The sequence below is a fragment of the Pseudomonas citronellolis genome, assembly GCF_900112375.1.
Classification (GTDB): Bacteria; Pseudomonadota; Gammaproteobacteria; order Pseudomonadales; family Pseudomonadaceae; genus Pseudomonas; species Pseudomonas citronellolis.
The window spans coordinates 40241-66389 of the sequence record NZ_FOLS01000018.1; the positions used below are offsets into that span (position 1 = coordinate 40241).

Genomic DNA, 26149 nt, shown 5'->3' on the forward strand with positions numbered 1-26149 from the left:
ACCACCCCGCATACACGAGGACTGAAGGCATGGGAGTACGGCTCCGTTTTGTCAGTGGACTGTTGGCCGGCCTGATCCTGGCCGGCTGCTCGGCGGATTACGGCGTCGATCAGTATGGAAAGAAGGTACCCACAGCAAGCCTAGATGGCCAGTGGCTAGTCATCAATTACTGGGCCGACTGGTGCGTGCCATGCCGCAAGGAAGTGCCCGAGCTCAACCGCCTGGCGGAGGACAGCCGGGACAAGGGCGTGCGGGTGCTGGGGGTCAACTACGATGGCCTGCGTGACGCCGAGCTGAGCAAGGCCGCGCAAGACCTGGGGATCCGCTACACGGTGCTGGCCGACGACCCGGCGCCGCGCTTCAAGCTGCCGCGCAGCGAGGCGTTGCCGGTGACCTACATCGTCGACGCCAAGGGCCAGGTGCGCGAGCGCATGCTGGGCGAACAGACGGCCAGCGGCGTACAGGCGCGCCTGCTGGCCCTGCAGGAGGAGAAGCGCTGATGGCGAGAATCTGCATGCACGGCTTCGTCAGTGGACGCGTGCAGGGCGTCTACTACCGCCAGGGCACCCAGGAGCAGGCCGACCGGCTGGGCATCGACGGCTGGGTGCGCAACCTGCCCGATGGGCGGGTCGAGGTGCTGATGGAAGGGGAGGAGAGCGCCGTCCACGCGCTGCGCGAGTGGTTGCACCAGGGCCCGGAGAAGGCCCGGGTGACGGACGTGGCGTTGCAGGACATGCCGGCCCAGGGCATCACCGGCTTCATCGTGCGGCGTTGAGCCCGGCAGCGGCCCGGGCTCAGTTGCTGGCGCCGGGGTCTGCGGCCAGGCGGCCGGCGTCGCTCAGCAGGCGCTGGAGGAATTCCTTCTGCAGCTCCGGATCGTTGCGCGTCAGCTCGATCAGGCTCTGTTCCAGCTCGCTGGCTTCCTCTTCCAGGCCGAGGTCGGACAGGCGCTTGACGCGGTGCACCCAGTGCTGCACGTCTTCGCCTTCAAGGTCGTCGTAGATCAGCGCATGAGCTTCGTGCAGCTTGCCCCGCAGCGTCGGGCTGACCAGCAGGCTGGCCTCGGCGTGGGCGCTGTCCTGGGCATCGCGCACGCTCAGCTGCAGGCGGCCGGCGCGGTACACGGCGTCGTCGCTGAAGGGGCTGTCCAGCAGGTTCAGGCGCAGGATGCCGTGACGGTCGGTCAGCAGTTCCTGGGTCTCCTTGCCGACGCTCACCTGCACCGGGCGCTCGGCCCAGGGCAGGCTGGAATACTCGGTGTGCCTGTTGCGCCGCTGTTCGTCGATGTTGGCCAGGTTCTGCTCGGCGCGGCCGTTGGATTGCACGTTCATGAACGGGTTCATGCCGTCGATGCCGTAGCTGATCCAGCCGCGGGTGACGCTTTCCGGCAGGTTGCCCAAGGCGAACACGTTGACCACGTTGGCGCCGATGCCGGCGACGAAGGTCAGCGCGCCCAGCGGCACTTCGTAGAACTCGCGCCAGCCCTGGTAGGGCGTGTAGCGGTCGTAGCGGCGGGTGACCTCGAAGGTGGTGACTTCGAAGGTCTTCTGCTCCTGCACGCGGACGCGGCGCTGCGGCAGTTGCAGGACGCCGGGCTCGCCGACGTCTATCTGCAGGCTGTGGTCGAGCAGCTTGCGCTCGACGCGCTCCTCGTGTTCGCTGCGCTGCGACATCTGGTTGGCGCAGCCGCTCAAGGCAAGGCTGCCGCACAGGACGGCAACCTTGAGGCGGGTGGTACTTCGGGACATCGCGCTGCTCAGTTGCCGATCTTCGCCTTGAGGAAGCTCATCACGTCGGCCACGGCGACGTTCTGCGACTCGCTGTCGCGACGGCCCTTGTATTCCAGGGTGCCTTCGCCCAGGCCGCGGTCGCTGACCACGATGCGGTGCGGGATGCCGATCAGCTCCATGTCGGCGAACTTCACGCCGGGGCTGGTCTTCTTGTCGCGGTCGTCCAGCAGCACTTCGTAGCCGGCGGCGGTCAGCTCGGCGTAGAGCTTGTCGGTGGCCTCGCGCACGCTTTCGGTCTCGTACTTCAGCGGCACGATGGCGACCTGGAAGGGCGCCAGGGCGGCCGGCCAGAGGATGCCGCGCTCGTCGTTGTTCTGCTCGATGGCGGCGGCGACCACGCGGGAGACGCCGATGCCGTAGCAGCCCATGATCAGGGTGACCGGCTTGCCTTGCTCGCTGAGCACGGAAAGGCCCATCGCCTCGCTGTACTTGGTGCCGAGCTGGAAGATGTGGCCGACCTCGATGCCGCGGCGGATCACCAGGGTGCCCTTGCCGTCGGGGCTGGGGTCGCCGGCGACGACGTTGCGCAGGTCGGCGACTTCCGGCAGCGGCAGGTCGCGTTCCCAGTTCACGCCGAAGTAGTGCTTGTCGTCGAGGTTGGCGCCGATGGCGAAGTCGCTCATCAGGGCCACCGAGCGGTCGACGATGCAGGGCAGCGGCAGGTTCAGCGGGCCGAGGGAGCCGGGGGCGGCGCCGATGGCGGCCTTGATCTCGGCTTCGCTGGCCATCTGCAGGGGGCTGGCGACCAGGGGCTGGTTGGCGGCCTTGATCTCGTTCAGCTCGTGGTCGCCGCGAACCACCAGGGCGACCAGCTTGCCTTCCTCGGCGCCGCGGACCACCAGGGTCTTGATGGTCTTCTCGATGGGCAGGTCGAACTTCTCCACCAGGTCGGCGATGGTCTTGGTGTCCGGGGTGTCGACCAGGCGCAGTTCTTCGGTGGCGGCGCCGCGTGCGGTTTCACGCGGTACGGCCTCGGCCTTCTCGATGTTGGCGGCGTAGTCGGAGCTGTCGCTGAAGACGATGTCGTCCTCGCCGGAGTTGGCCAGCACGTGGAATTCGTGGGAGCCGCTGCCGCCGATGGAGCCGTTGTCGGCCTGCACGGGGCGGAAATCCAGGCCCAGGCGGGTGAAGACCTTGCAGTAGGCCGCGTACATGCCGTCGTAGGTCTGCTGCAGCGATTCCTGGTTCAGGTGGAAGGAGTAGGCGTCCTTCATGATGAACTCGCGGCCGCGCATCAGGCCGAAGCGCGGACGGATCTCGTCACGGAACTTGGTCTGGATCTGGTAGAAGTTGATCGGCAGCTGCTTGTAGCTGGACAGCTCGTTGCGCGCCAGATCGGTGATGACCTCTTCATGGGTCGGGCCGACGCAGAACTCGCGGTCGTGGCGGTCCTTCAGGCGCAGCAGCTCGGGGCCATACTGCTGCCAGCGGCCGGACTCCTGCCACAGCTCCGCGGGCTGCACGGCCGGCATCAGCACTTCCAGGGCGCCGGCGGCGTTCATTTCCTCGCGGACGATGGTCTCGGCCTTGCGCAGCACCCGCAGGCCCATCGGCAGCCAGGTGTAGAGACCCGAGGCCAGCTTGCGGATCATGCCGGCGCGCAGCAGCAGCTGGTGGCTGATCACCACGGCATCGGCAGGGGTTTCTTTCAGGGTGGACAGCAGGTACTGACTGGTACGCATGGTTGGCCGTTATTCGATTGCGAGACAGAGGTAGGCGGGCATTGTACGGTGCGTGCCTGGCGCCGTACAGGGCGCGGCCGGGGGAGCTGGATGCCGCGGAACGCGGAAAAGGAAAAGCCCGGCGCGGGGCCGGGCTTTCCTTGACCTGCGGTCGTTCTGGTTACAGAACGGACAGCGGGTAGTCGACGATCAGGCGGAACTCGTTGTTGTCGCCTTCGGCCTGGTCGGTGTTGGCACGGTGCCAGGCTTGACGGATGCGGAAGGACAGGTCCTTCGCCGGGCCGTTCTGGACAACGTACTTGGCTTCCAGGTCGGTTTCGTGGTGCTTGCCGTCTTCGCCGTAACCGTAGGCCGCGTACGGGCTGGTCGGGTCGATGTGGGTGCCATCGATGTCCTTACCAGTGATGTAGCGGGTCATGAAGGTCAGGCCAGGAACGCCGTACTCGGCCATGTTCAGGTCGTAACGAGCCTGCCAGGATTTTTCGCCCGGGCCGTTGAAGTCGGAGTACTGGACGGAGTTGGCGAGGAAGATCGAGTCGCCACCGGCGTTGTTGTCGCCTACGCCGAGGTAGTCGAACGGGGTATCGCCGTTGACCTTCTGGAAGGCCAGGGTGAAGGTGTGCGCGCTGAGGGTGTAAGCGGCCGCCAGCGAGAAGGTGTTGTTATCGATATCGCCCGCTTTCGCGCTGCCGGAATCGGTAGTGCGATAGTAGTTGAAGTCGAAGCCCAGGGACTGATCGTCAGCGATCGGCAGGGTGTAGTTCAGGTTGGTGTAGTACTGATTCCACACGTCCTTGAACTTGGAGCCGTACAGCGAGGCGCTGAAGTTGTCGGTGAAGGCGTATTTGCCGCCGACGAAATCAACGGTGCGGGCATCCAGGTCTTCGTCGCCGAACCAGGCGTAGGTAGCGGTCAGCCTGCCGTCGCGGTTGGTGGTGTCCTGGCCGGTGCCGGAATAGTAGTGGCCGGCTTCCAGGTCGAGGCCCTGGATCTCGCTGCTCATCAGGCTGATGCCGCTGGCGGTTTGCGGCAGCAGACGGGTACCGCCGACGGCGAATACCGGAGCGGTCGGCTGCATGTCACCCAGTTTCAGCTCGGTTTTGGATACGCGGATCTTCAGCGCAGCGCCAGCCTTCCCGAAGGAGTCTGCCTTTTCGCCGTCATCGTGGACCGGCAGGTTGCCGGTGCCGCCATAACCGCTGCCGCCATCGAGTTTCAGGCCCAGGTAGCCGAAGGCATCGACGCCGAAACCGACGGTGCCTTGGGTGAAGCCGGAACTGAAGTTACCCAGGAAGCCCTGGGTCCAGTCGCGCTGGTCGGTGCTGCCGTTCTTATTGTCACGGTTGAAGTAGTAGTTGCGAACCAGGAAGTTCAGGCTGCTGTCTTCGACAAAGCCTTTGGATTCCGCTTGGTCGCTGACGAAGGCTTCGGCCATGGCCAGTTGCGAGGTGGCTGCAGAAATCGCCAGGGCAATGGCGCTCCACTTCATCACTTTCATCGTGATTGCTCCTTTGGTTTTGAAATTATTTGCCATCACTATGTGCCGCGGTGACGGCTCGTTCTTCTTGTCGGCGCTAACTTATAGCACGCGTGTTGTCTTGGCGATAGTTGCCGGAAACTTCAAACGGTTTCTTTATGGCACTGTCGCAAACATGTATGACAAGTGTCGCTTCCAAGTAGGTCTCATCTTGAGAATCTGCTTTTGCGACGACTTGACAGTCGCTTGTTTGTTTTATTTCCCCTTGGTGATGTCGCGTATCTTCTGGTTGTTTTTTGCTCAGTTGCGATCCGCGCTTTTGTTGTTCTTCCCGGTGGCGAGCATCTAGCAACATCCGTGCTCAAAACCCGATTCGCTCCCTCGAAGATTTCGCCATCGCTCCGGATGCTGCACGGTGTATGCCGTTGGCGCGCAGATTTCAAGATGTTGCGGGAATATTTGCGGCCCGTCCTAGTCCCGTGGTGGGCGCCCGGGGTTGCAGGTTCGTTCGAGAAGCCGGGGTTTTCCTGTCAGGTTCCTTTCCGTAGGCAGCAGATACCCCTGCTTCCCTGTTGTCGGAAAGTGCCCCGATTTGGCGCAGTGCACGAATAGGGTGCTGCGCCGCCGCGGGACGGCTGCCGTTCCCCGCCTGCCTCTAGTATCCTCCGCGCCCAGCGCTCCCCCGAGGGGGCTAAGCTTCTATTTCAAGACTGGTCGAACAGGAGAGGTCAGATGTTCGTCTTGGATTCCCGCCTGCAGCAGGACACCATCGCGCTGGGCGACTTTCCCCTGAGCCGCCTGCTGCTGATGAACGATGCGCAATATCCCTGGCTCATCCTCGTGCCGCGCCGCGACGATGTCAGCGAGATCTTCCAACTGGCGCCGGACGAGCAGCAGGAGCTGTGGCGCGAGGCGACCCATCTGGCGGAAGTGCTCAAGGACACTTTCAAGGCCGACAAGATGAACGTCGCCAACCTGGGCAACGTGGTCAGCCAGTTGCACATGCACGTCATCGTGCGCCGCCGCGACGACGCGGCCTGGCCGGGCCCCGTCTGGGGCCGGCATCCGGCGCGCCCCTACACGCCCGAGGAGTTGCTGGCGGTGCGTGGCAAGCTGCGCATGGCCCTGGGCGACGCCTTTCGTTTCGAGGAGTGAATGCCATGAGCCTGGAGGAACGGGTAACCGATCTGGAGAGCCGGCTGGCGTTCCAGGATGACGCTCTGCAGACGCTGAGCGACGTGGTCTATGAGCAGGAGCGGCTGATCGAGCGTCTGCGCCTGCAGATGCAGGTGCTACTGAAGCGCCTGGAGGATCTGCAGGGACAGGTCGGTATTGCTGAGGATGATGTGCCGCCGCCGCATTATTGAGTTGTGGTGGGGGGATGCCGTTTATGGGGGGGAGGCTAGTGCCTGCCGGTGGCGTTGGTGTTGGGGTCAAGAGCGCCCTCTCCCCAACCCTCTCCCGCAAGCGGGAGAGGGGCTGTCCTGAGTGGCTTGCCAGTCCGGCACCATCCTCACACCCCCGTCATTCCCGCGAACGCGGGAATCCAGAGACTTTTTGGGTTGGGCTCGGTGTAGCGCGCCGCACCGAGTGCTCGGATGTTTTTTGTTTCGCCCCCTCGGGCGAGTCCCTTTTGTCAAACGGTGGAAGGCCACCCCCGCAAAAAAGGAACCAAAAAGGCTTGCCCCGCATACGGGCCCGACAGAGTCGGGCTACCCTCGCGAACTCCCCCGCCACGGAGGCCCGCCCCGAGGGTACGTCCCTGTAGCCCGCGGGGCTCTCGCGACATCCATGTCGCATGACCTCCTGAGCGCGGGTTTCGCTCGGCCTTCTGAAGGGGCGTTCCGGTGCGCGCGGATGTTTCTCTGGAAATCCGTAGGGCGCATAACGCCTACGGCGTTATCCGCCGAATCGCGGACAGAGTCCGCTCCTACACCCTCCGGCAAGCACAAGACCCGTAGGATGGTGTTGAGCGAAGCGATACCCATCGCCATGACCGCATGGGTTTCGCAAGCTCAACCCATCCTACGAAGAGCACCCCGGCGCGGCTTGCAAGACAGTTGCTCCTACGGTTACAGGGAAGCACGGGCGTAGGAGCGGACTTGTCCGCGATTGGACTCCCCGGCCACGCCGGACACCCCGGTGGCGCGAACAGCCCGCTCTCCCTTCCAGGCAGGGCGCGCAGCCGGGGGTGGGAGGGGGCGCTCTTGAGCCAAAAATGAAAAATGCCGTTTCCCCCTGGAGGGAAACGGCATCTGTCTCAAGCAACCAGCATGCGCCGATCGGCGCTTCGGCTCGTTCCTCAGCGGCGGCCGGGCAGGGCGGCGATCACATCCTCCGCCTGCAGGCCCTTGTCGCGTTGCACCACGGAGAACTCCACGCGCTGGCCTTCGATGAGGATGCGGTGGCCTTCGCCGCGGATGGCGCGGAAGTGCACGAAGATATCCTCGCCGGTGTCGCGGGAGATGAAGCCGAAGCCCTTGGAAGTGTTGAACCACTTCACGGTGCCGGTCTCGCGGTTCTCGTCGCTGATCGGGGCTTCGGGGGCTGCGCCGGCGCTGGGGCGCTTCTGCAGGCCGCTGGCGAGTTGCAGGACCACGGCGACGGCCAGGATCAGCAGGGGCAGGACGATGGCCGGTTGGTCGCCGATGGACGGCAGCGGCGCCAGCAGGATGAGAATCTGCAGGACCACGGCCAGGGCGATCAGTGCCGATACCAGGCTCTGCAGCTGTTGCACCCGTTGGTTGGCGGGGGTGAGCAGCAGGGCGGTCAGGCCGAGCAGGGCCAGGTAGACGGCGTCGGGGTTCTGCAGGTAGGGAATGGCATCGGCGCGCAACGAAGGCGCGAAGGACAACACGAGGGCGGCAACGCCCGTTAGCAGGTGGACGATTTTCAGCATGGTTATGGATTCACCTTGAGCGATAAGCGTAAAGAGAAGCAGCCGGTCGTGCGGTCTGGTTCGCAGCGATGAAAATGACCTGAAAGAGGCCGGCGGCCTATGCGCGAGGCACACGGGCGGTATTTAACAGCAAACCGATAGCCTTCTCAAATCAACCGCTTAGCGCCTGGGGCGAGCAGAGGGGCCCGGCATGATGCCGGGCCCGGCGGGGAGGTGTCAGTGAGCGAGCAGGCTGCGCAGCATCCACGCGGTCTTCTCGTGGACCTGCATGCGTTGCGTCAGCAGGTCGGCGGTGGGTTCGTCGGCCGCCTTGTCAGCCAGCGGGAAGATGCTGCGTGCGGTGCGCACCACGGCTTCCTGGCCCTGGACCAGCAGGCGGATCATTTCCTGGGCGTCCGGCACGTCCTGCTCTTCCTTTATAGAGGAGAGGCGGGCGTAGGCGGCGTAGGTGCCCGGCGCCGGGAAACCGAGGGCGCGGATGCGCTCGGCGATGCTGTCCACCGCCAGGGCCAGCTCGGTGTACTGCCCCTCGAACATCAGGTGCAGGGTATTGAACATCGGACCGGTGACGTTCCAGTGGAAGTTGTGGGTCTTCAGGTAGAGGGTGTAGGTATCGGCCAGCAGGCGCGAGAGCCCCTCGGCGATGGCGGCGCGGTCCTGTTCGGCGATGCCGATGTCGATTTCCATGGCGTCTTCCTCTTGATGAAAATTCCCGGTCAGGCTAGCACGGGCTTTGACGGGAGCCTTTTGGTTTGAATCAAAGCTTCCGATAGCGGATTTCTATCGACTGCCCGCCGTGGGGGCCGCCGGAGGGCGGCTGCAAGTCATGGTTTTTTCAGGCTATAATCCGCGCCTTTGCCGCGGGATGCGGGCCCGCGGCCATGTAGCAGCCAAGGTGTCCCGATGCCGATTTACGAATACCAATGCCGTTCCTGCGGCCATCAGCTGGAAGCCATGCGGAAGCTCAGCGATGCGCCGCTGGTCGATTGCCCGGCCTGCCAGGCCCCGGAATTGAAGAAGATGGTCTCCGCCCCCGGCTTCCGCCTGAGCGGCGGCGGCTGGTACGAAACCGACTTCAAGACCGGCGCGAAGAAGAACCTGGCGTCCGCCGAGCCCGCCTGCCCCGCCACGGGCTGCGGCTCGGGCGCCTGTGCCGCCGGCGAATGAGCGGTTCCCTCGAATCCAAGACTTGCGAGAAGCGAAACACACCATGATGCGCAGCCACTATTGCGGCCAATTGAACGAGAGCCTGGACGGCCAGGAAGTCACGCTTTGCGGTTGGGTGCACCGCCGCCGCGACCACGGCGGGGTGATCTTCCTCGACATCCGTGACCGCGAAGGCCTGGCCCAGGTGGTGTTCGACCCGGATCGCGCCGAGACCTTCGCCAAGGCCGACCGCGTGCGCAGCGAGTACGTGGTCAAGGTCACCGGCAAGGTGCGCATGCGTCCGGAAGGCGCACGCAACTCGAACATGGCCTCCGGCGCCATCGAGGTGCTGGGCTACGAACTGGATGTGCTGAACCAGGCTGAGACTCCGCCGTTCCCGCTGGACGAATATTCCGATGTGGGCGAGGAAACCCGCCTGCGCTACCGCTTCATCGACCTGCGCCGCCCGGAAATGGCCGCCAAGCTGAAGCTGCGCGCGCGCATCACCAGCAGCATCCGCCGCTACCTGGACGACAACGGCTTCCTCGACGTCGAGACGCCGATCCTCGGCCGCCCGACCCCCGAGGGCGCACGCGACTACCTGGTGCCCAGCCGCACCTACCCGGGCCACTTCTTCGCCCTGCCGCAGTCGCCGCAGCTGTTCAAGCAACTGCTGATGGTCGCCGGCTTCGACCGCTACTACCAGATCGCCAAGTGCTTCCGCGACGAGGACCTGCGCGCCGACCGCCAGCCGGAATTCACCCAGATCGACATCGAGACCAGCTTCCTCGACGAGAGCGACATCATCGCCATCACCGAGAAGATGGTGCGCCAGCTGTTCAAGGAAGTGCTGGACGTGGAGTTCGACGAATTCCCGCACATGCCCTTCGAAGAGGCCATGCGCCGCTATGGCTCGGACAAGCCGGACCTGCGCATCCCGCTGGAACTGGTGGACGTCGCCGACCAGCTCAAGGAAGTCGAGTTCAAGGTCTTCTCCGGCCCGGCCAACGATCCGAAAGGCCGTGTCGCTGCCCTGCGCGTTCCGGGCGCCGCGTCCATGCCGCGTAGCCAGATCGACGACTACACCAAGTTCGTCGGCATCTACGGCGCCAAGGGCCTGGCCTACATCAAGGTCAACGAGCGCGCCAAGGGCGTCGAGGGCCTGCAGTCGCCGATCGTCAAGTTCATCCCCGAGGCCAACCTCAACGTGATCCTCGATCGCGTCGGCGCCGTGGATGGCGACATCGTGTTCTTCGGCGCCGACAAGGCGAAAGTCGTCTGTGACGCCCTGGGCGCGCTGCGCATCAAGGTCGGCCATGACCTCAAGCTGCTCACCAAGGAGTGGGCGCCGATGTGGGTCGTGGACTTCCCGATGTTCGAAGAGAACGACGACGGCAGCCTGACCTCGCTGCACCACCCGTTCACCTCGCCCAAGTGCAGCCCGCAAGAGCTGGAGGCCAACCCGGCCGCCGCGCTGTCCCGCGCCTACGACATGGTGCTCAACGGCACCGAGCTGGGCGGTGGTTCCATCCGTATCCACGACAAGTCCATGCAGCAGGCGGTGTTCCGCGTGCTGGGCATCGATGATGCGGAGCAGGAAGAGAAGTTCGGCTTCCTCCTCGACGCCCTCAAGTACGGTGCCCCACCGCACGGCGGCCTGGCCTTCGGCCTGGACCGCCTGGTGATGCTGATGACCGGCGCCGCGTCGATCCGCGAAGTGATCGCCTTCCCGAAAACCCAGAGCGCCGGCGACGTCATGACCCAGGCTCCGGGCACCGTGGACGGCAAGGCCCTGCGCGAGCTGCACATCCGCCTGCGCGAGCAGCAGAAGGCCGCCGAGTAATTCCAGATGAACCGCGGCGGCGCACAGCCTGCGCCGCCGCCGCAACAAGCTAGACGGAGTGAGTTATGGCTGGTCATTCCAAATGGGCCAACATCAAGCACCGCAAGGAGCGTCAGGACGCCAAGCGCGGGAAGATCTTCACCAAGCTGATCCGCGAACTGACGGTCGCCGCCAAGCAGGGCGGCGGCAACCCGGCTGACAACCCGCGTCTGCGCCTGGCCGTGGACAAGGCGCTGACTGCCAACATGACCCGCGACACCATCGATCGAGCCATCGCCCGTGGCGCCGGCTCGAACGACGCGGACAACATGGAAGAACTGACCTACGAAGGTTACGCGCCCAGCGGCGTGGCAATCATCGTCGAGGCCATGACCGACAACCGCAACCGCACCGCGGCGGAAGTGCGTCACGCCTTCAGCAAGTGCGGCGGCAACCTCGGCACCGATGGCTCGGTGGCCTACATGTTCGACCGCAAGGGGCAGATCAGCTTCGCCCCCGGCGTCGACGAGGATGCCCTGATGGAAGCGGCCCTGGAGGCCGGCGCCGACGACGTGGTGACCAACGACGATGGCTCCATCGACGTCTTCACCAGCTTCGCCGACTTCATCGCGGTGAACGAGGCGCTGACCGCCGCCGGCTTCAAGGGCGAGGAGGCGGAGATCTCGATGATCCCCTCGACCACCGCGACCCTGGACCTGGAGACCGCGCAGAAGGTGCTCAAGCTGATCGACATGCTCGAGGACCTGGACGACGTACAGAACGTCTATTCAAACGCGGACATCCCCGAAGAGGTGATGGCGCAGCTTGGCTGACGCCATCCCCGACATGGGCCTCGCGCCGGAAGCCGGAGCCGTCGGATTCGACCGCTCCGGCTTCCGGCTTTTGGTTTCCGGCATATGACCCTGATCCTAGGCATCGACCCCGGCTCGCGCATCACCGGCTTCGGCGTGGTGAGGGACACCGGCCGCGGCTGCGAATACGTTGCCTCCGGCTGCATCCGCACCGGCAGCGGCGCCCTGCACGAACGCCTGCAGATCGTCTTCCGCGGCGTGCGCGAGGTCATCCAGACCTACCACCCGACCATGATGGGCATCGAGCAGGTGTTCATGGCGCGCAACGCCGACTCCGCGCTCAAGCTCGGCCAGGCCCGCGGCGCGGCCATAGTCGCGGCGGCGGAGGAGGGGCTGGAAATCGCCGAATACACCGCCAGCCAGGTCAAGCAGGCCATCGCCGGCACCGGCGGGGCCGACAAGCTGCAGGTCCAGATGATGGTCATGCACCTGCTGAAACTGACGCAGAAACCGCAGATCGACGCCTCCGACGCCCTGGCCATCGCCCTGTGCCACGCCCACACCCGGCAGAGCCTGGTGCCCCATGGCCTGTCCACCGCGCGCCGCCGCGGCGGGCGCCTGCGCCTTTGACCGACAACCTGCAAGGACCCTGAGCCGTGATTGGACGCCTGCGTGGCACCCTGGCGGAAAAGCAGCCGCCGCACCTGATCCTCGACGTCAACGGCATCGGCTACGAGCTGGAAGTGCCGATGACCACCCTTTATCGCCTGCCCGCCCTCGGCGAGCCGGTGACCCTGCACACGCACCTGGTGGTGCGCGAAGATGCCCACCTGCTCTACGGCTTCGCCGAGAAGCGCGAGCGCGAGCTGTTCCGCGAGCTGATCCGCCTCAACGGCGTCGGCCCCAAGCTGGCCCTGGCCCTGATGTCGGGCCTGGAAGTGGATGAGCTGGTGCGTTGCGTGCAGGCGCAGGATACTTCCACCCTGGTGAAGATCCCCGGGGTCGGCAAGAAGACCGCCGAGCGCCTGCTGGTGGAGCTCAAGGACCGCTTCAAGGCCTGGGAGAACATGCCGACCATCGCCCCCCTGGTGACGGAACCGAAACTGGCCGCAACAGTCTCAAGCGCCGAGGCCGATGCCGTCAGCGCGCTGATCGCGCTAGGCTTCAAACCTCAGGAGGCGAGCCGCGCCGTGGCCGCCGTGGAGGAAAAAGATTTGTCCAGCGAAGAACTCATCCGCCGCTCGCTCAAGGGCATGGTCTAGGTAGCCGCGCATGATCGAGACCGATCGCCTGATCTCGGCCGCCACCGCCGGCCCTCGCGAGCGCGAGGAGCAACTGGACCGCGCCATCCGCCCGCTGAGCCTGTCCGACTACATCGGCCAGCCCAGCGTGCGCGAGCAGATGGAGCTGTTCATCAGCGCCGCCCGCGGCCGCAAGGAGGCCCTGGACCACACGCTGATCTTCGGCCCGCCGGGCCTGGGCAAGACCACCCTGGCGAACATCATCGCCCAGGAGATGGGCGTGGCCATCAAGAGCACTTCCGGCCCGGTGCTGGAGCGCCCGGGCGATCTCGCCGCGTTGCTGACGAATCTCGAGCCGGGCGACGTGCTCTTCGTCGACGAGATCCACCGCCTCTCGCCCATCGTCGAAGAAGTGCTGTACCCGGCGATGGAAGACTTCCAGCTCGACATCATGATCGGCGAAGGGCCGGCGGCGCGCTCCATCAAGCTCGACCTGCCGCCCTTCACCCTGGTCGGCGCCACCACCCGCGCCGGCATGCTGACCAACCCGCTGCGCGACCGCTTCGGCATCGTCCAGCGCCTGGAGTTCTACAGCGTCGACGACCTGGCGACCATCGTCGCCCGTTCGGCCGGCATCCTCGGCCTGGACATGGACCCGGCCGGCGCCTTCGAGATCGCCCGCCGCGCCCGCGGCACGCCGCGCATCGCCAACCGCCTGCTGCGCCGCGTGCGCGATTTCGCCGAGGTGCGCGCCAGCGGGGCGATCAGCAGCGAGGTGGCGGACAAGGCGCTGAACCTGCTGGACGTCGACGAACGTGGCTTCGACCACCAGGACCGGCGTCTACTGCTGACCATGATCGACAAGTTCGACGGCGGGCCGGTGGGGCTGGACAACATCGCCGCGGCCATCGGCGAAGAAAAACATACGATCGAGGACGTGCTGGAGCCCTATTTGATCCAGCAAGGCTATATCATGCGCACGCCGCGGGGACGGGTCGTCACCCGGCATGCGTACCTGCATTTCGGCCTGAAACTGCCGAAGCGGATGGGTGAGGGGGCGATGCCGGATCTTTTCTCCCCTGAAGATGGTAATTAATTGCATTTGTGGCTGATTGCCGATTGGCAAAGCCCCAACTTGGTTCTAGAGTATGCGCGCGCAACACGGGGGTCAGCCGTTCGAGCATCGATTCCGGGTCTATTACGAGGACACCGATGCAGGCGGCATCGTCTACTACGTCAACTACCTCAAGTTCATGGAGCGGGCTCGCACCGAGCGGCTGCGGGCTCTGGGCTTCGCCCAATCCCAGCTGGCAGGTGAGAACCTGCTTTTCGTCGTTCATTCGGCCGAAGCGCGCTACCACGCGCCGGCCCGCCTGGACGACGAACTGGTCGTCAGCGCCGAGGTCGAGGAGTTGAACCGCGCGAGCCTGCGTTTCCGTCAACAGGTTCGTCGAGCGTCGGATTCGGCCTTGCTATGCGAGGGCCGCTTCCTGGTGGCGTGCGTACGGGCCGACAACCTCAGGCCCCGCGCCATCCCCGAAGTGTTGCGTGCGGCATTTGCCGGCACTCCGGACACCCTTTCAGCAGGAGAATAACGTGGAACCGAACGTCGTCGACCATACCTCCATGTGGAGCCTGATCAGCAACGCCAGTATCGTGGTGCAGCTGGTCATGCTCACCCTGGTGGCCGCCTCGGTCACTTCTTGGATCATGATCTTCCAGCGCAGCAATATGATGCGCTCGGCCAAGAAAGCCCTGGATGGCTTCGAAGAACGCTTCTGGTCGGGCATCGACCTGTCCAAGCTGTACCGCCAGGCCGGCAGCAACCCCGACCCGGACTCGGGCGTGGAGCAGATCTTCCGTGCCGGCTTCAAGGAATTCTCGCGCCTGCGCCAGCAGCCCGGCGTCGACCCGGACGCGGTGATGGAAGGCGTGGCCCGTTCCATGCGCGTGGCCATCTCCCGTGAGGAAGAGAAGCTGGAAACCAGCCTGCCGTTCCTCGCCACCGTCGGTTCCACCAGCCCGTACATCGGCCTGTTCGGCACCGTCTGGGGCATCATGAACTCCTTCCGCGGCCTGGCCGCCGTGCAGCAGGCCACCCTGGCCACCGTCGCCCCCGGCATCGCCGAGGCCCTGGTCGCCACCGCCATCGGCCTGTTCGCAGCGATCCCCGCAGTCATCGCCTATAACCGCTTCGCCGCGCGTTCGGAAATGCTGATCGGCCGCTACTACACCTTCGCCGACGAGTTCCAGGCCATCCTGCACCGCAAAGTCCACGCCAGCGACGATTGACCAGAGAGGTAAGCCGACATGGCAAGGGTCCGTCATAAACGCAAGCCGGTCGCGGAAATGAACGTGGTGCCATACATCGACGTGATGCTGGTACTGCTGGTCATTTTCATGGTGACCGCACCGATGCTGAACCAGGGGGTCAAGGTCGATTTGCCCAAGGTTTCCAGCGAAGTGCTCCCGCAGGACAACGATTCGCGGGTGCTGACCATATCGATCAAGGCCGACAAGACCTACTACTGGAACATGGGTTCGGAAGTCGATCCCGACCAGGGCAAGGGCAGTCAGACCGCGATCAATCTCGACCAGCTGGTGAGCGCAGCCACCGGCATCATGGCCGAGAACAGCCGTCAGGGTAAGAAAGTGCAGGTCTTCGTGCGTGGCGACAAGGCTGTCGACTACGGCTCCGTCATGGCTGTCATGGGCGGATTGCAGAAGGCCGGTGTGGGTAACGTCGGGCTGATCACCGAGGCGCCCGGAACCTGATATGCACCAACTCGAACGCTCTCCATCGGAAAGCTACTTCTGGCCGGTCGTACTGGCGGTAGCGCTGCACGTCCTGATTTTCGCGATGCTTTTCGTCAGCTGGGCCATGACGCCCGAGCTGCCGCCTGCGCGTCCGATCGTCCAGGCCACGCTCTACCAGCTCAAATCCAAGAGCCAGGCCACGCAGCAGACCAACCAGAAGATCGCCGGGGAGGCGAAGAAGACCTCTGCCAAGCAGTACGAACAGGAACAGCTGGAGCAAAAGAAGGTCGAGCAGCAAGCCATAGCCGAAGCGAAAGCTGCGGAACAAAAGAAAGCCGATGAGGCTCGAAAGGCTTCGGAGGCCGAGAAAGCTGCGGAAGCAGCCAAGGCCGCCGAGGCGAAGAAGGCCGCAGACGCCGCCAAGAAGGCGGCCGAGGCCAAGGCTGCGGCGCAGAAGCAGCAGGCCGACATCGCCAAGAAGAAGGCCGAGGAAGAGGCCAAGAAGCAAGCCGAGGAAGAAGCCAAGAAACAAGCCGCGGAGGAGGCCAAGAAGAAGGCTGCCGAAGAGGCCAGGAAGAAAGCCGAGGAGCAGGCCAAGAAACTCGCCGCCGCGGAGGACGCCAAGAAGAAGGCGGCCGCCGACGCCGCGAAGAAGAAGGCTGCTGCCCAGGCTGCGGCGAAGAAGGCTCAGGAAGACAAGAAGGCCCAGGCCCTGGCCGAACTGCTGTCCGACGACACGCAGCGGCAGCAGGCCCTGGCCGACGAACAGGGCAACGAGGTGGCAGGCAACTTCGACGACCTGATCCGCTCGCGGGTATCCGAGGGCTGGTCGCGTCCGCCATCGGCCCGTAACGGCATGAGTGTTACCGTGCAGATCAACATGCTGCCCGATGGCACCATCACCAATGCGACCGTCGTCCGCTCCAGCGGCGACAAGGCGTTCGACAGTTCCGCGGTGAATGCCGTGAGGAACGTCGGTCGCATTACTGAAATGCAGGGCCTGAGTCCCAAGGACTTCAATCCCTACCGTTCCTTCAAGATGACCTTCACGCCTGAGGACCTCACGCTGTGATCAAGATTTTCAGAGGATTGCTCGTCGCCCTGCTCTGCGTGGCAAGCGTGGCGATGGCAGATGAGAAGAACATTCTGGTGACCAGCGGCGCCGATCGCGCCGTGCCGATCGCCGTGGTGCCCTTCGGCTGGCAGGGCGGCAACGTCCTGCCCGACGACATGGCCAACATCATCGGCAACGACCTGCGCAACTCCGGCTACTTCGAGCCGATCCCGCGGCAGAACATGATCAGCCTGCCGGCCCAGGCCAGCGAGGTGATCTACCGCGACTGGCAGGCCCTGGGCGCGCAATACGTGCTGATCGGCAACATCACCCCGGCCGGCGGCCGCCTGCAGGTGCAGTACGGCCTGTTCAACGTCGCCACCCAGCAGCAGATCGTCACCGGCAGCGTCGGCGGCAGCGTCGAGCAGCTGCGCGACATGTCGCACTTCATCGCCGACCAGTCGTTCGAGAAGCTCACCGGCATCAAGGGCGCCTTCTCCACCAAGCTGCTCTACGTGACCGCCGAGCGCTTCTCCGCCGACAACACCCGCTTCACCCTGCAGCGCGCCGACTACGACGGCGCCCGCCCGGTGACCCTGCTGCAGTCGCGCGAGCCGATCCTCTCGCCGCGCTTCTCGCCCGACGGCCGGCGCATCGCCTACGTGTCCTTCGAGCAGAAGCGCCCGCGCATCTTCATGCAGTACGTGGATACCGGCCGCCGCGAGCAGCTGACCAACTTCGAAGGCCTCAACGGCGCCCCGGCGTTCTCCCCGGACGGCAACCGCCTGGCCCTGGTGCTGTCGCGCGACGGCAACCCGGAGATCTACCTGATGGACCTGGGCTCGCGCCAGCTGCGCCGCCTGACCAACAACGCGGCCATCGACACCGAGCCCTTCTGGGGCAAGGACGGCTCGACCCTGTACTTCACCTCGGACCGTGGCGGCAAGCCGCAGATCTACAAGATGAACGTGAACAGCGGCGCCACCGACCGCGTGACCTTCACCGGCAACTACAACGCCAACCCGAAACTCTCGGCCGACGAGAAGACCCTGGTGATGGTCCACCGCCAGGAAGGTTTCACCAACTTCCAGATCGCCGCCCAGGACCTGCAACGCGGCAATCTGCGGGTGCTTTCGAACACCACGCTCAACGATTCGCCCACTGTTGCGCCAAATGGCACGATGCTAATATACGCCACCCGCCAGCAGGACCGGGGCGTGTTGATGCTCGCCAGCATCAACGGACGTGTTCGGTTACCGCTACCCACCGCTCAGGGCGACGTGCGCGAGCCATCCTGGTCCCCTTACCTGAACTGACGGTTGCCAACTGTTCCAAACTTATACACTGGGGTTCATTAGGAGTTACATGATGGAAATGCTGAAATTCGGCAAATTTGCCGTTATCGCCCTCGCCATGGCCGTAGCCGTAGGTTGCTCGTCCAAGAAAGGCGATGCTACTGGTGAAGGCGCCAATGGCGGCGTTGACCCGAACGCTGGCTACGGCGCCAACAGCGGTGCCGTTGACGGCAGCCTGAGCGACGAAGCCGCTCTGCGTGCGATCACCACCTTCTACTTCGAGTACGACAGCTCCGACCTGAAGCCGGAAGCCATGCGCGCTCTGGACGTACACGCCAAGGACCTGAAAGGCAGCGGCCAGCACGTCGTCCTGGAAGGCCACACCGACGAACGCGGCACCCGCGAGTACAACATGGCTCTGGGTGAGCGTCGCGCCAAGGCCGTTCAGCGCTACCTGGTACTGCAGGGCGTGTCCCCGGCTCAGCTGGAACTGGTTTCCTACGGTAAAGAGCGTCCGGTTGCCACCGGCCACGACGAACAGTCCTGGGCTCAGAACCGTCGCGTTGAGCTGAAGAAGTAAGACCCTATGCGCCTGCGACTCCTGACCTTGATGGTCTGCGGCCTGCCGCTGATGGCGGCGGCCGCGGTTCCGGTGGTGGATGGTAACGATGGCGGCTACGCCAGCGCGCCGCCCGCGGGGTACGGCACCGCAGGTGCTGATGGTGCTTATGCCGGTGGCGGGGCGGCTTCGGCCGCTCCCGTCTCCGGGCAAGCCCAGCTGTTCCTGCAACTGCAGCAGATGCAGGACGAGATCGCCCGCCTGCGCGGCACCCTCGAAGAACAGCAGAACCAGATCCAGCAGCTGAAGCAGGAAAGCCTCGAGCGTTATCAGGACCTCGACCGCCGCCTTTCCTCCGCTCCGGCAGCCCAGAACCCCTCCACCGACGGCAGCGCCGCCGGTGCGGGTGCAGCGGCCGGCGCCGCTGCCGCCCAGCAGCAACAGGCCCAGCCCGCGAGCAGCGAGCCGGGCGATCCGGCGAAAGAGAAGCTCTACTACGACGCGGCTTTCGACCTGATCAAGGCCAAGGACTTCGACAAGGCCAGCCAGGCCTTCGGCGCCTTCCTGCGCAAATACCCCAGCAGCCAGTACGCCGGCAACGCGCAGTACTGGCTGGGCGAGGTGAACCTGGCCAAGGGTGACCTGCAGGGCGCCGGCCAGGCCTTCGCCAAGGTCAGCCAGGCCTATCCGAGCAGCCCCAAGGTGCCGGACTCGCTGTACAAGCTGGCCGACGTGGAGCGCCGTCTGGGCAACAGCGACAAGGCCCGTGGCATTCTCCAGCAGGTGGTCGCCCAGTACCCGGGCAGCTCCGCCGCCCAGTTGGCCCAGCGGGACCTGAAGAGCCTCAAGTAAGCCTCGTGTTCATCTGAAAACGCCGTTTCTTCCAGCAGGGGGAAACGGCGTTTTTCATTCCTGCCGGGCATGCTCCTCCTGTAGGAGCGAGCTTGCTCGCGAACCTTTATCCCGCGCTCTGATCCTCACCCGTAGGTTTCTGCGTAGGGCGCATAGCGCCTACGGCGTTATCCGCCGGATCGCGGACGGAGTCCGCTCCTACGGTTCCAGGGAAGCACGGGCGTAGGGGCGGACTTTGTCCGCGATTGGATTCACCGGCCACGCCGGACGCCCCGGTGGCACGAACAGCCTAGCCCCTACGAAAAGCGTGCCCGCCCGTTACACCCGAACGAACGACTCTGCGCGCCGAACACCTGGTTTTCCGTTAGAATCGCCGCCACCCGGAGCCGCGGAGTGGTTTCAGCTCGGCTGATGTCTGCCCGCCCGGGAATTCCCGAACGCCTGGCGTTCGTTCGATTACACCGCAACGGAGGCGGATGGCCTGTGTAGCCGTCACGCCCGTGGCTGATATGCAACAGACCCTGCGAATCACCGAGATCTTCTACTCGTTGCAGGGGGAAGCGCGCACCGTCGGATTGCCGACCGTGTTCGTGCGCCTGACCGGCTGCCCCCTGCGTTGCCAGTACTGCGACTCCGCCTACGCCTTCAGTGGCGGCGAGATCCGCAGCCTGGACAGCATCCTCGAAACCGTCGCCGGCTACCGGCCGCGCTACGTCTGCGTCACCGGCGGCGAGCCGCTGGCGCAGCCCAACTGCCTGCCGCTGCTGCAACGCCTGTGCGACGCCGGTTACTCGGTATCCCTGGAGACCAGCGGCGCGCTGGACATCGCCGCCACCGACCGTCGCGTCAGCCGGGTGCTCGACCTGAAGACCCCCGGCTCCGGCGAGGTGCGCCGCAACCGCTACGAGAACATCGCCGAGCTCACCGGCAACGACCAGGTCAAGTTCGTCCTCTGCTCCCGCGAGGACTACGACTGGGCGGTGTCCAAGCTGATCGAATACCGCCTCGACGAGCGCGCCGGCGAAGTGCTGTTCTCGCCGAGTCATCACCAGCTGGCGCCGCGCGAGCTGGCCGACTGGATAGTCGCCGACAACCTGCCGGTGCGCTTCCAGATGCAACTGCACAAGATCCTCTGGAACGACGAACCGGGCCGCTGAGACGCGGACGGGAAGGGTAACCACATGACTCAGAAGAAAGCCGTCATCCTGCTCTCCGGCGGGCTCGACTCCGCCACCGTGGTAGCCATGGCCAAGGCCGAGGGCTACGCCTGCTACAGCATGAGCTTCGACTATGGCCAGCGCCACCGCGCCGAACTCCAGGCCGCCGAACGCGTGGCCCGCCAGTTGGGCGTGGTAGAGCACAAGGTCATCGGCCTGAACCTCAACGGCATCGGCGGCTCGGCGCTGACCGACAGCAGCATCGCCGTGCCCGAGGCGCCCAGCGAGGGCATCCCGGTGACCTACGTGCCGGCGCGCAACACCGTGTTCCTTTCCCTGGCCCTGGGCTGGGCCGAGGTGCTCGGTGCGCGGGACATCTTCATCGGCGTCAACGCCGTGGACTATTCCGGCTACCCGGACTGCCGCCCCGAGTTCGTCGAGGCCTTCGAGCGCATGGCCAACCTGGCCACCAAGGCCGGGGTGGAAGGCGATGGTTTCCGCATCCAGGCGCCGCTGCAGTTCCTCTCCAAGGCGCAGATCATCCAGGCCGGCGTGGCCCGCGGCGTGGACTACGCGCTCACCGTGAGCTGCTACCAGGCGGACGATGCAGGCCGCGCCTGCGGCAAGTGCGACAGCTGCCGTCTGCGCGCCGAAGGCTTCGCCGCGGCGGGAATTTCAGACCCTACGCGATATTTCTGAAAAATTTTTCGTAAAGGTGTTGTTTTTGCGTTAGAAATCAGTATTATACGCCTCGCGTTGGGTCGTTAGCTCAGTCGGTAGAGCAGTTGGCTTTTAACCAATTGGTCGTAGGTTCGAATCCTACACGACCCACCACTTCGCAAAGCCCCTGGCCATCGGCCAGGGGCTTTTTCTTTGCCCGCGGGAAACTCAGAACGGCCGGCTGCCGCCCAGGCTGATGCGCTTCAGGCGGCGCCGCTCGCTGGCCGGGAAGGCGTTGCGGCCGTGCAGGGTGGCCTGGTTGTCCCACCAGACGATGTCGCCGACCTGCCATTTGTGGCTGTAGATCAGCTCCGGCTTCTGCAGGTGGGCGCGCAGGCGCTCGACCAGGGCCTTGCCCTGCTGCGGCTCATGGCCGGGGATTTCCACTTCGGTGTGGACGCTGAGGTAGAGCACGCGCTTGCCGCTTTCCGGATGGGTGCGCACCAGCGGGTGCTCGGTGCCCTGGATCGGCTCGATGTCCGGGGTGCGGTAGGTGATGAAGCCGCCCGAATAGCCGTTCTTCAGGCGCACGAAGGGGTTGTAGCTGACCAGCCGCAGGTCGTCGATTTCCTTGCGCGTGGCTGCGTCCAGGCTCTGGTAGGCGAGCGCCAGGTTGGTGAACAGGGTTTCGCCGCCCTGGCTCGGCACTTCCAGCGCGTAGAGGAAGGAGCCGGAGGAGGGCAGCGGCGTCCACTGGTGGTCGATGTGCGCGGGCAGGGCGAAGTTGCCCAGTTCGCCATCGCCGGTATTGGCCACCTTGACGATGTCCGGGGCCTTGCCGTCGACGCCGGAAGACAGCACCGGCACGTCCGCCGGCGGCTGGAACACCGCGCCGAACAGGGTGGCGAAATTCAGGTACTGCCGATCGTCCAGTTGCTGGTTCCTGAAGATGAGAATGTGGTGGTCGCGGTGGGCCTGCTTGATCGCCAGAATCTGCTCGGGCGTCAGCGGCTGGCGTGCGTCCAGGCCGCGGACCTCGGCGCCCAGCGGGGCGTCGAGGGGGATGATGGTGAAGGGTTCGGGGGTGATCTTCAGGGCGGAGGATTGGCTCATGCTTGGGTGCTCCGTATCGGGTTTGGGTTGCCCTCTCCCCAGCCCTCGGCTGCGCGCCCCGCCCTGAAGGGAGAGGGGGCTTGTCCGTGCCAAGAGAAGGAACGCTTTCAGTCGGAAACCAACGGTGCTGCCGGCTGACTCTGAAATATCCGAGTACTCTGAACGGTCCCCTCTCCCTTCAGGGAGAGGGTTAGGGAGAGGGGGCTCTTGAGAATCAGGACTCAAACTTTCCTGACAGTCCGGCTCCGCTGCCCATCCACCCCCACCGGCACCTCACCGGCCAAGGTCACACGCCGCACGATGCGCGGCTGGGTGCCGTAGTCGTCCACCGCGTAGTGCTGGGTGGCGCGGTTGTCCCAGATGGCCACGTCGCCGGCCTGCCAGCGCCAGCGCACGGTGTTCTCCAGGCGGGTGACGTGGCTCTGCAGCACCGCGAAGAGGTGCTGGGAGTCGTGCTGCGACAGGCCCTTCAGGCGCTTCACGAAGTGCCCCAGCAGCAGGTTGCGTTCGCCGCTGACGGGGTGCACGCGCACCACCGGGTGCTCGGTCTCGTAGACGGTGGAGGTGAACACCTTGCGGTACTGCTCCAGGCGCGCCGGGTCGGCGTTGGGTTTGATGGCGGCGTAGTCGTATTCATTGCTGTGCACCGCCCAGAGCTTGTCGGCCAGGGCCTTGAGTTCGTCGCTGAGGTCGTCGTAGGCGCTCGCGGTGTTGGCCCAGACGGTGTCGCCACCGGCTTCCGGGGCCGCCACGTTGCGCAGGATCGAGGCCTTCGGGTAGGCCTCGACGAAGGTCACGTCGGTGTGCCAGGAGTTGGCCCGGCGGCCTTCGGCGCCGTCCAGTTCGAGCAGGTATTCGGTGCCGTCGCGCACCGGCACCGTCGGGTGCGCCACCGGCTCGCCGAGCAGCTTGGCGAAGGCTTCCTGGCCCTGGTCGTCGAGCTGGCTCTGGCCGCGGAAGAAAATCACCTTGTGCTTCACCAGGGCGGCCTGGATGGCCTCGACCGTGGCTGTATCCAGCTGGCCGGAAAGCGTCACCCCGCGGATCTCGGCGCCGATGCGCCCGGCCACCGGGTGGATGTCGAGTTGTACGGCGGGTTGAATGGCTTGTGCTGCGTTGCTCATCTCGTGTTCCTCATTGCTGTAGGTGGTACTGCAAGGAGCCGCGCGGGGCGGCGAGTGGGATCAGAAGTCGTAGCGGACCGAGGCGCCCAGGGTGCGCGGCTGGCCCACCGAGGCGGTGTAGGAGCCGTTGATGCTGGCGAAGGCGGCCAGGTAGTAGTCCTTGTCGAAGGCGTTCTTCAGCCACACCGAGGCGTCCAGCTGGCCGTCGCCGAGGTCGTGGCGCACGCCCACGGAGAAGTTCGCCAGGCCGTAGCCGGGGATCTTCGAGAGTTCGGAATCGTCCAGGGTGCCCTCGGCCTCGGAGCGGTACGAATAGCTGGCGTTGACGTAGGGCTCGAAGCGGTTGGCCAACTGCCACTTGTATTCGCCGTTGAGGTTGGCGATCCATTTCGAGGCGCCGACCACGCGCTTGCCGGTGAGGTCGCAGCTGGCCGGGGCGCCGGGCTGGGTGCTGATCTCCGCCGGGCACGGGGCGTCCTTGAACGACAGGTAGCTGACGTCGTTGTAGGAGCCGTTGAAGTTCAGCGTCAGGCCGCGCAGCGGCAGGGCGGTGGCCTCCAGCTCCAGGCCGCGGGAGCGCACGCTGCCGGCGTTGGACAGCACCTGCACCAGTTGGGTGGAGCCGGCCGGCTGGTACAGGGTGGTGGCCTGGTAGCCGTGGATGCCGGTCCAGAAGATGTTGGCGTTGAGCTGCAGGCGGCGGTCGAGCAGCGTCGACTTGATCCCCAGTTCTGCATCGTTGGCGCGTTCCGGGCCGACCAGCAGTGAGTCGGCGCCAGCGGTCGGCGCGCTGGCCACCGCCAGGTTCACCCCGCCGGACTTCTCGCCGTGGGACAGCGAGGCATAGCCCAGCAGCTCGTCGCTGAACTGGTAGCTCAGGCTGAGCAGTGCCGAGGGGGCGAAGCTGTAGACGCTGAGGTCGCCGGAATCGTAGGCGCCCAGTTGGCCGTTGCGCACCACCGCGCCGGCGCCGCTCACGGGCGCACCGCCCACCGGCGCGTAGCGCTTCACCTTGGCGTCCTTCTCCTCGTAGGTGCCACGCAGGCCGGCGGTGAAGTCGAGTTTGTCGGTGAGGTGCCAGGTGCCCTGGGAGAAGAGCGCGAAGCTGTCCGTCTCGATCTTGCCGTTGGCCTTGCTGGAGGTGTCGTTCAGGGCGTTGAGGTTGGTGCCCAGCAGGTAGCTGTCGGCGAAGGGGCCGTAGTCGGTGAAGGTCTTGTTGCCCAGGTTCTGGTTGAACGCGTAGGCGCCGACCACATAGTCGAAGGCGCCGCCGGTGGGCGAGGCCAGGCGGATTTCCTGGGAGAACTGGCGGTCGCGCACCGCCACCCCGGTGTTGCGGATCGCCGAGACGTTCAACTGCTCGTCGTTGGCCGGGGTGAAGTTCCAGAAGCGGTAGGCGCTGATGGAGGTCAGGGTGAAGTCGTTGGCCAGCTTCCAGTTGGCCTCCACCGAACTGCCGCCCTGGTGCACGCTGACGTGCTGGCGGCTGTCGATGTTGACCTTGTGCCGGTCCGGATCGGCGATCGGCGAGGCGCCGACCAGCGCGGCGCGCTGCCAGAAGCGCGGGGCGGCGCCATAGACCACCATGCTGCCGTTGCTGGAGTCCTCCTCGTTGTACTCGCTGATCCAGCGCAGGCTGAAGTCCTCGCTGGGCTTGTACAGCAGCTGGCCGCGGATGCCCTGGCGCTCGCCGCCGTTGAGCTTGTTGTCGTCGTGGATGTTGGTGATGTAGCCGTCGCTGCGCGTGCGGTAGGCGGAAACGCGCCCGGCCAGCGCGTCGGTGAGCGGCCCGGAGACGGTACCGCGGCCCTGGAAGTAGCCTTCCTGGCCGCCGGAGACCTCCACCGTGCGCTCGGGGGTGAAGGTCGGCGCGCGGGTGCTGATGTTCAGCACGCCGGCGGTGGTGTTCTTGCCGAACAGGGTGCCCTGCGGGCCGCGCAGCAGTTCCAGCTGCTCGATGTCCAGCAGGTCGAACACAGCCATGCCCGGGCGGCCCAGGTAGACGTTGTCCAGGTAGACCCCGGCGGAGCCCTCCAGGCCGTCGCTGGCCGGGTTGTTGCCGATGCCGCGCACGGCGATGCTCGACTGGCGGGCGTGGATGTAGGCGACGTTGACGCTGGGCAGCACCTGCTGCAGGTCCTGCACCTTGGTGATGCGCTGGTTCTCCAGGGTGGCGCCGTCGAGCACGGTGATCGGCGTGGGCACCTTCTGCGAGTCTTCCTCGCGGCGCCGGGCGGTGACCGTGACCTTGCCCAGGGCGGTGGCCTGGGTGGTGGTGCCCTTGTCGGCGGCGCTGGCGGCCTCGGGCGTGGCGCTGGCCTCGTCCTGCTCGGCGGCCTGCAGCGGCAGCGCGCCGCCCAGGGCGAGCAGTAGGGCCAGGGCGTAGTCGGGGGCACCGGGCCGGGATCGGCCGGGGCGCAGCGTGAACGGGGTTTGCAGCGAAGCACTCTGGCTCATCGTCTTTTCCTTGCATCAGGCACTGCCCGGCGGATCGCGGGCAACAGGGGGCCGCGCCATGCGGGGCATGGCGGAAACGGCTCTCTTCTAATCGGTGGGCGTCGTCCGGCGACGCCGGGGCTCAGCGGCTACAGCCGCGAGAGGGAAGCATTCGTGCCGGCAGCAGGCGTGGGGCGAAAGGGTGCAAGGCCATTGGGGGCTCCTGGTCGAGGGGCATATTCTTATTTCTTAAAAGAATAAATTTAAGTTTTA

General features: G+C 65.4%; 27 protein-coding genes, 1 tRNA gene and 1 pseudogene. 20 read left to right on the plus strand and 9 right to left on the minus strand.

The window, feature by feature from the left end; translation table 11 throughout:
• The first annotated feature begins 29 nt into the window (after window positions 1-29).
• Both BM060_RS17640 and BM060_RS17645 read left to right on the plus strand, forming a co-directional pair.
• Window positions 30-500, plus strand: a complete 471-nt coding sequence (locus BM060_RS17640; protein WP_043267547.1) for a TlpA disulfide reductase family protein — start codon at window positions 30-32, stop codon at window positions 498-500.
• Window positions 500-775 carry an acylphosphatase gene (locus BM060_RS17645; protein ID WP_074981463.1) on the plus strand — a complete coding sequence of 92 codons (276 nt, stop codon included), beginning with the start codon at window positions 500-502 and terminating at the stop codon, window positions 773-775. Before BM060_RS17640 ends, BM060_RS17645 begins: the two co-directional genes overlap by 1 nt.
• A 19-nt stretch (window positions 776-794) precedes the next feature.
• Here BM060_RS17645 and BM060_RS17650 read toward each other — a convergent pair whose 3' ends face one another.
• The 3 genes from BM060_RS17650 to BM060_RS17660 all read right to left on the minus strand — a co-directional run bounded on the left by BM060_RS17650 (window position 795) and on the right by BM060_RS17660 (window position 4970).
• Complete coding sequence (locus tag BM060_RS17650) at window positions 795-1748, minus strand: hypothetical protein (RefSeq protein ID WP_074981465.1); 954 nt, start codon at window positions 1746-1748, stop codon at window positions 795-797.
• A gap of 8 nt (window positions 1749-1756) precedes the next feature.
• Window positions 1757-3472, minus strand: a complete 1716-nt coding sequence (locus BM060_RS17655) for a proline--tRNA ligase (RefSeq protein WP_074981467.1) — start codon at window positions 3470-3472, stop codon at window positions 1757-1759.
• A gap of 160 nt (window positions 3473-3632) precedes the next feature.
• Window positions 3633-4970 carry an OprD family porin gene (locus tag BM060_RS17660; protein WP_074981469.1) on the minus strand — a complete coding sequence of 446 codons (1338 nt, stop codon included), beginning with the start codon at window positions 4968-4970 and terminating at the stop codon, window positions 3633-3635.
• Between the two features lie 711 nt (window positions 4971-5681).
• On the opposite strand from BM060_RS17660, the gene BM060_RS17670 reads away from it, so the two are divergent.
• On the plus strand, window positions 5682-6104 hold the full coding sequence (locus tag BM060_RS17670; RefSeq protein ID WP_009616918.1) for an HIT family protein: 423 nt from the start codon (window positions 5682-5684) through the stop codon (window positions 6102-6104).
• 5 nt (window positions 6105-6109) lie between these two features.
• Entirely contained in the window at window positions 6110-6316 is a 207-nt protein-coding gene (locus BM060_RS17675) for a SlyX family protein (RefSeq protein ID WP_009616920.1), read from the plus strand.
• Window positions 6317-7251: 935 nt separating this feature from the next.
• On the opposite strand, the gene BM060_RS32520 is transcribed toward BM060_RS17675, so the two are convergent.
• From BM060_RS32520 to BM060_RS17685, 3 genes and pseudogenes are all read right to left on the minus strand, one after another.
• Window positions 7252-7482: a cold-shock protein gene (locus BM060_RS32520; protein WP_134163507.1), complete on the minus strand. Its 231-nt coding sequence runs from the start codon at window positions 7480-7482 to the stop codon at window positions 7252-7254.
• Between the two features lie 60 nt (window positions 7483-7542).
• Window positions 7543-7848 (minus strand): annotated as a pseudogene (locus BM060_RS33550) (cold shock domain-containing protein membrane protein); the annotation flags it as partial.
• Window positions 7849-8064: 216 nt separating this feature from the next.
• Window positions 8065-8535, minus strand: a complete 471-nt coding sequence (locus BM060_RS17685) for a Dps family protein (protein WP_009616923.1) — start codon at window positions 8533-8535, stop codon at window positions 8065-8067.
• A 216-nt stretch (window positions 8536-8751) separates the two neighbouring features.
• On the opposite strand from BM060_RS17685, the gene BM060_RS17690 reads away from it, so the two are divergent.
• From BM060_RS17690 to BM060_RS17765, 16 genes are all read left to right on the plus strand, one after another.
• Window positions 8752-9015, plus strand: coding sequence for an FmdB family zinc ribbon protein (locus tag BM060_RS17690; RefSeq protein WP_009616925.1), 264 nt, complete (start codon window positions 8752-8754; stop codon window positions 9013-9015).
• Window positions 9016-9058: 43 nt separating this feature from the next.
• On the plus strand, window positions 9059-10837 hold the full coding sequence (gene aspS / locus BM060_RS17695; RefSeq protein WP_116423076.1) for an aspartate--tRNA ligase: 1779 nt from the start codon (window positions 9059-9061) through the stop codon (window positions 10835-10837).
• Window positions 10838-10902: 65 nt separating this feature from the next.
• Complete coding sequence (locus tag BM060_RS17700; RefSeq protein ID WP_009616929.1) at window positions 10903-11649, plus strand: YebC/PmpR family DNA-binding transcriptional regulator; 747 nt, start codon at window positions 10903-10905, stop codon at window positions 11647-11649.
• An 84-nt stretch (window positions 11650-11733) separates the two neighbouring features.
• Window positions 11734-12258 (plus strand): crossover junction endodeoxyribonuclease RuvC, encoded by a 525-nt coding sequence (ruvC, locus tag BM060_RS17705; RefSeq protein ID WP_061561011.1) that lies wholly within the window; start codon window positions 11734-11736, stop codon window positions 12256-12258.
• Between the two features lie 26 nt (window positions 12259-12284).
• Window positions 12285-12890, plus strand: coding sequence for a Holliday junction branch migration protein RuvA (ruvA, locus tag BM060_RS17710; RefSeq protein WP_043267535.1), 606 nt, complete (start codon window positions 12285-12287; stop codon window positions 12888-12890).
• 10 nt (window positions 12891-12900) lie between these two features.
• Window positions 12901-13965, plus strand: coding sequence for a Holliday junction branch migration DNA helicase RuvB (ruvB, locus tag BM060_RS17715; RefSeq protein ID WP_009616937.1), 1065 nt, complete (start codon window positions 12901-12903; stop codon window positions 13963-13965).
• Between the two features lie 52 nt (window positions 13966-14017).
• Window positions 14018-14464 (plus strand): tol-pal system-associated acyl-CoA thioesterase, encoded by a 447-nt coding sequence (ybgC, locus tag BM060_RS17720; protein WP_074981475.1) that lies wholly within the window; start codon window positions 14018-14020, stop codon window positions 14462-14464.
• A 1-nt stretch (window position 14465) separates the two neighbouring features.
• A complete protein-coding gene (gene tolQ / locus BM060_RS17725; RefSeq protein ID WP_009616939.1) occupies window positions 14466-15161 on the plus strand; it encodes a protein TolQ in 696 nt (231 codons plus the stop codon).
• A gap of 18 nt (window positions 15162-15179) precedes the next feature.
• Window positions 15180-15644 (plus strand): protein TolR, encoded by a 465-nt coding sequence (gene tolR / locus BM060_RS17730; RefSeq protein ID WP_074981477.1) that lies wholly within the window; start codon window positions 15180-15182, stop codon window positions 15642-15644.
• A gap of 1 nt (window position 15645) precedes the next feature.
• Window positions 15646-16698, plus strand: coding sequence for a cell envelope integrity protein TolA (tolA, locus tag BM060_RS17735; protein WP_074981479.1), 1053 nt, complete (start codon window positions 15646-15648; stop codon window positions 16696-16698).
• Window positions 16699-16751: 53 nt separating this feature from the next.
• Window positions 16752-17996 carry a Tol-Pal system beta propeller repeat protein TolB gene (gene tolB, locus BM060_RS17740; protein WP_218585322.1) on the plus strand — a complete coding sequence of 415 codons (1245 nt, stop codon included), beginning with the start codon at window positions 16752-16754 and terminating at the stop codon, window positions 17994-17996.
• Between the two features lie 52 nt (window positions 17997-18048).
• Entirely contained in the window at window positions 18049-18555 is a 507-nt protein-coding gene (gene pal, locus BM060_RS17745) for a peptidoglycan-associated lipoprotein Pal (RefSeq protein ID WP_009616943.1), read from the plus strand.
• Window positions 18556-18561: 6 nt separating this feature from the next.
• Window positions 18562-19386 (plus strand): tol-pal system protein YbgF, encoded by an 825-nt coding sequence (gene ybgF, locus BM060_RS17750; RefSeq protein ID WP_074981483.1) that lies wholly within the window; start codon window positions 18562-18564, stop codon window positions 19384-19386.
• A 509-nt stretch (window positions 19387-19895) separates the two neighbouring features.
• Entirely contained in the window at window positions 19896-20543 is a 648-nt protein-coding gene (gene queE, locus BM060_RS17755) for a 7-carboxy-7-deazaguanine synthase QueE (protein ID WP_174672447.1), read from the plus strand.
• Window positions 20544-20567: 24 nt separating this feature from the next.
• The gene (gene queC / locus BM060_RS17760; RefSeq protein WP_074981488.1) at window positions 20568-21242 is read left to right on the plus strand and encodes a 7-cyano-7-deazaguanine synthase QueC; all 675 of its coding nucleotides are present in this window, start codon (window positions 20568-20570) and stop codon (window positions 21240-21242) included.
• A gap of 59 nt (window positions 21243-21301) precedes the next feature.
• Window positions 21302-21377, plus strand: a tRNA-Lys gene (locus tag BM060_RS17765).
• Window positions 21378-21431: 54 nt separating this feature from the next.
• On the opposite strand, the gene BM060_RS17770 is transcribed toward BM060_RS17765, so the two are convergent.
• From BM060_RS17770 to BM060_RS17780, 3 genes are all read right to left on the minus strand, one after another.
• Complete coding sequence (locus tag BM060_RS17770; protein WP_074981490.1) at window positions 21432-22316, minus strand: TauD/TfdA dioxygenase family protein; 885 nt, start codon at window positions 22314-22316, stop codon at window positions 21432-21434.
• Between the two features lie 221 nt (window positions 22317-22537).
• Complete coding sequence (locus BM060_RS17775; protein ID WP_074981492.1) at window positions 22538-23440, minus strand: TauD/TfdA dioxygenase family protein; 903 nt, start codon at window positions 23438-23440, stop codon at window positions 22538-22540.
• A gap of 60 nt (window positions 23441-23500) precedes the next feature.
• A complete protein-coding gene (locus BM060_RS17780; protein WP_135499986.1) occupies window positions 23501-25897 on the minus strand; it encodes a TonB-dependent receptor in 2397 nt (798 codons plus the stop codon).
• Window positions 25898-26149: the final 252 nt, after the last annotated feature.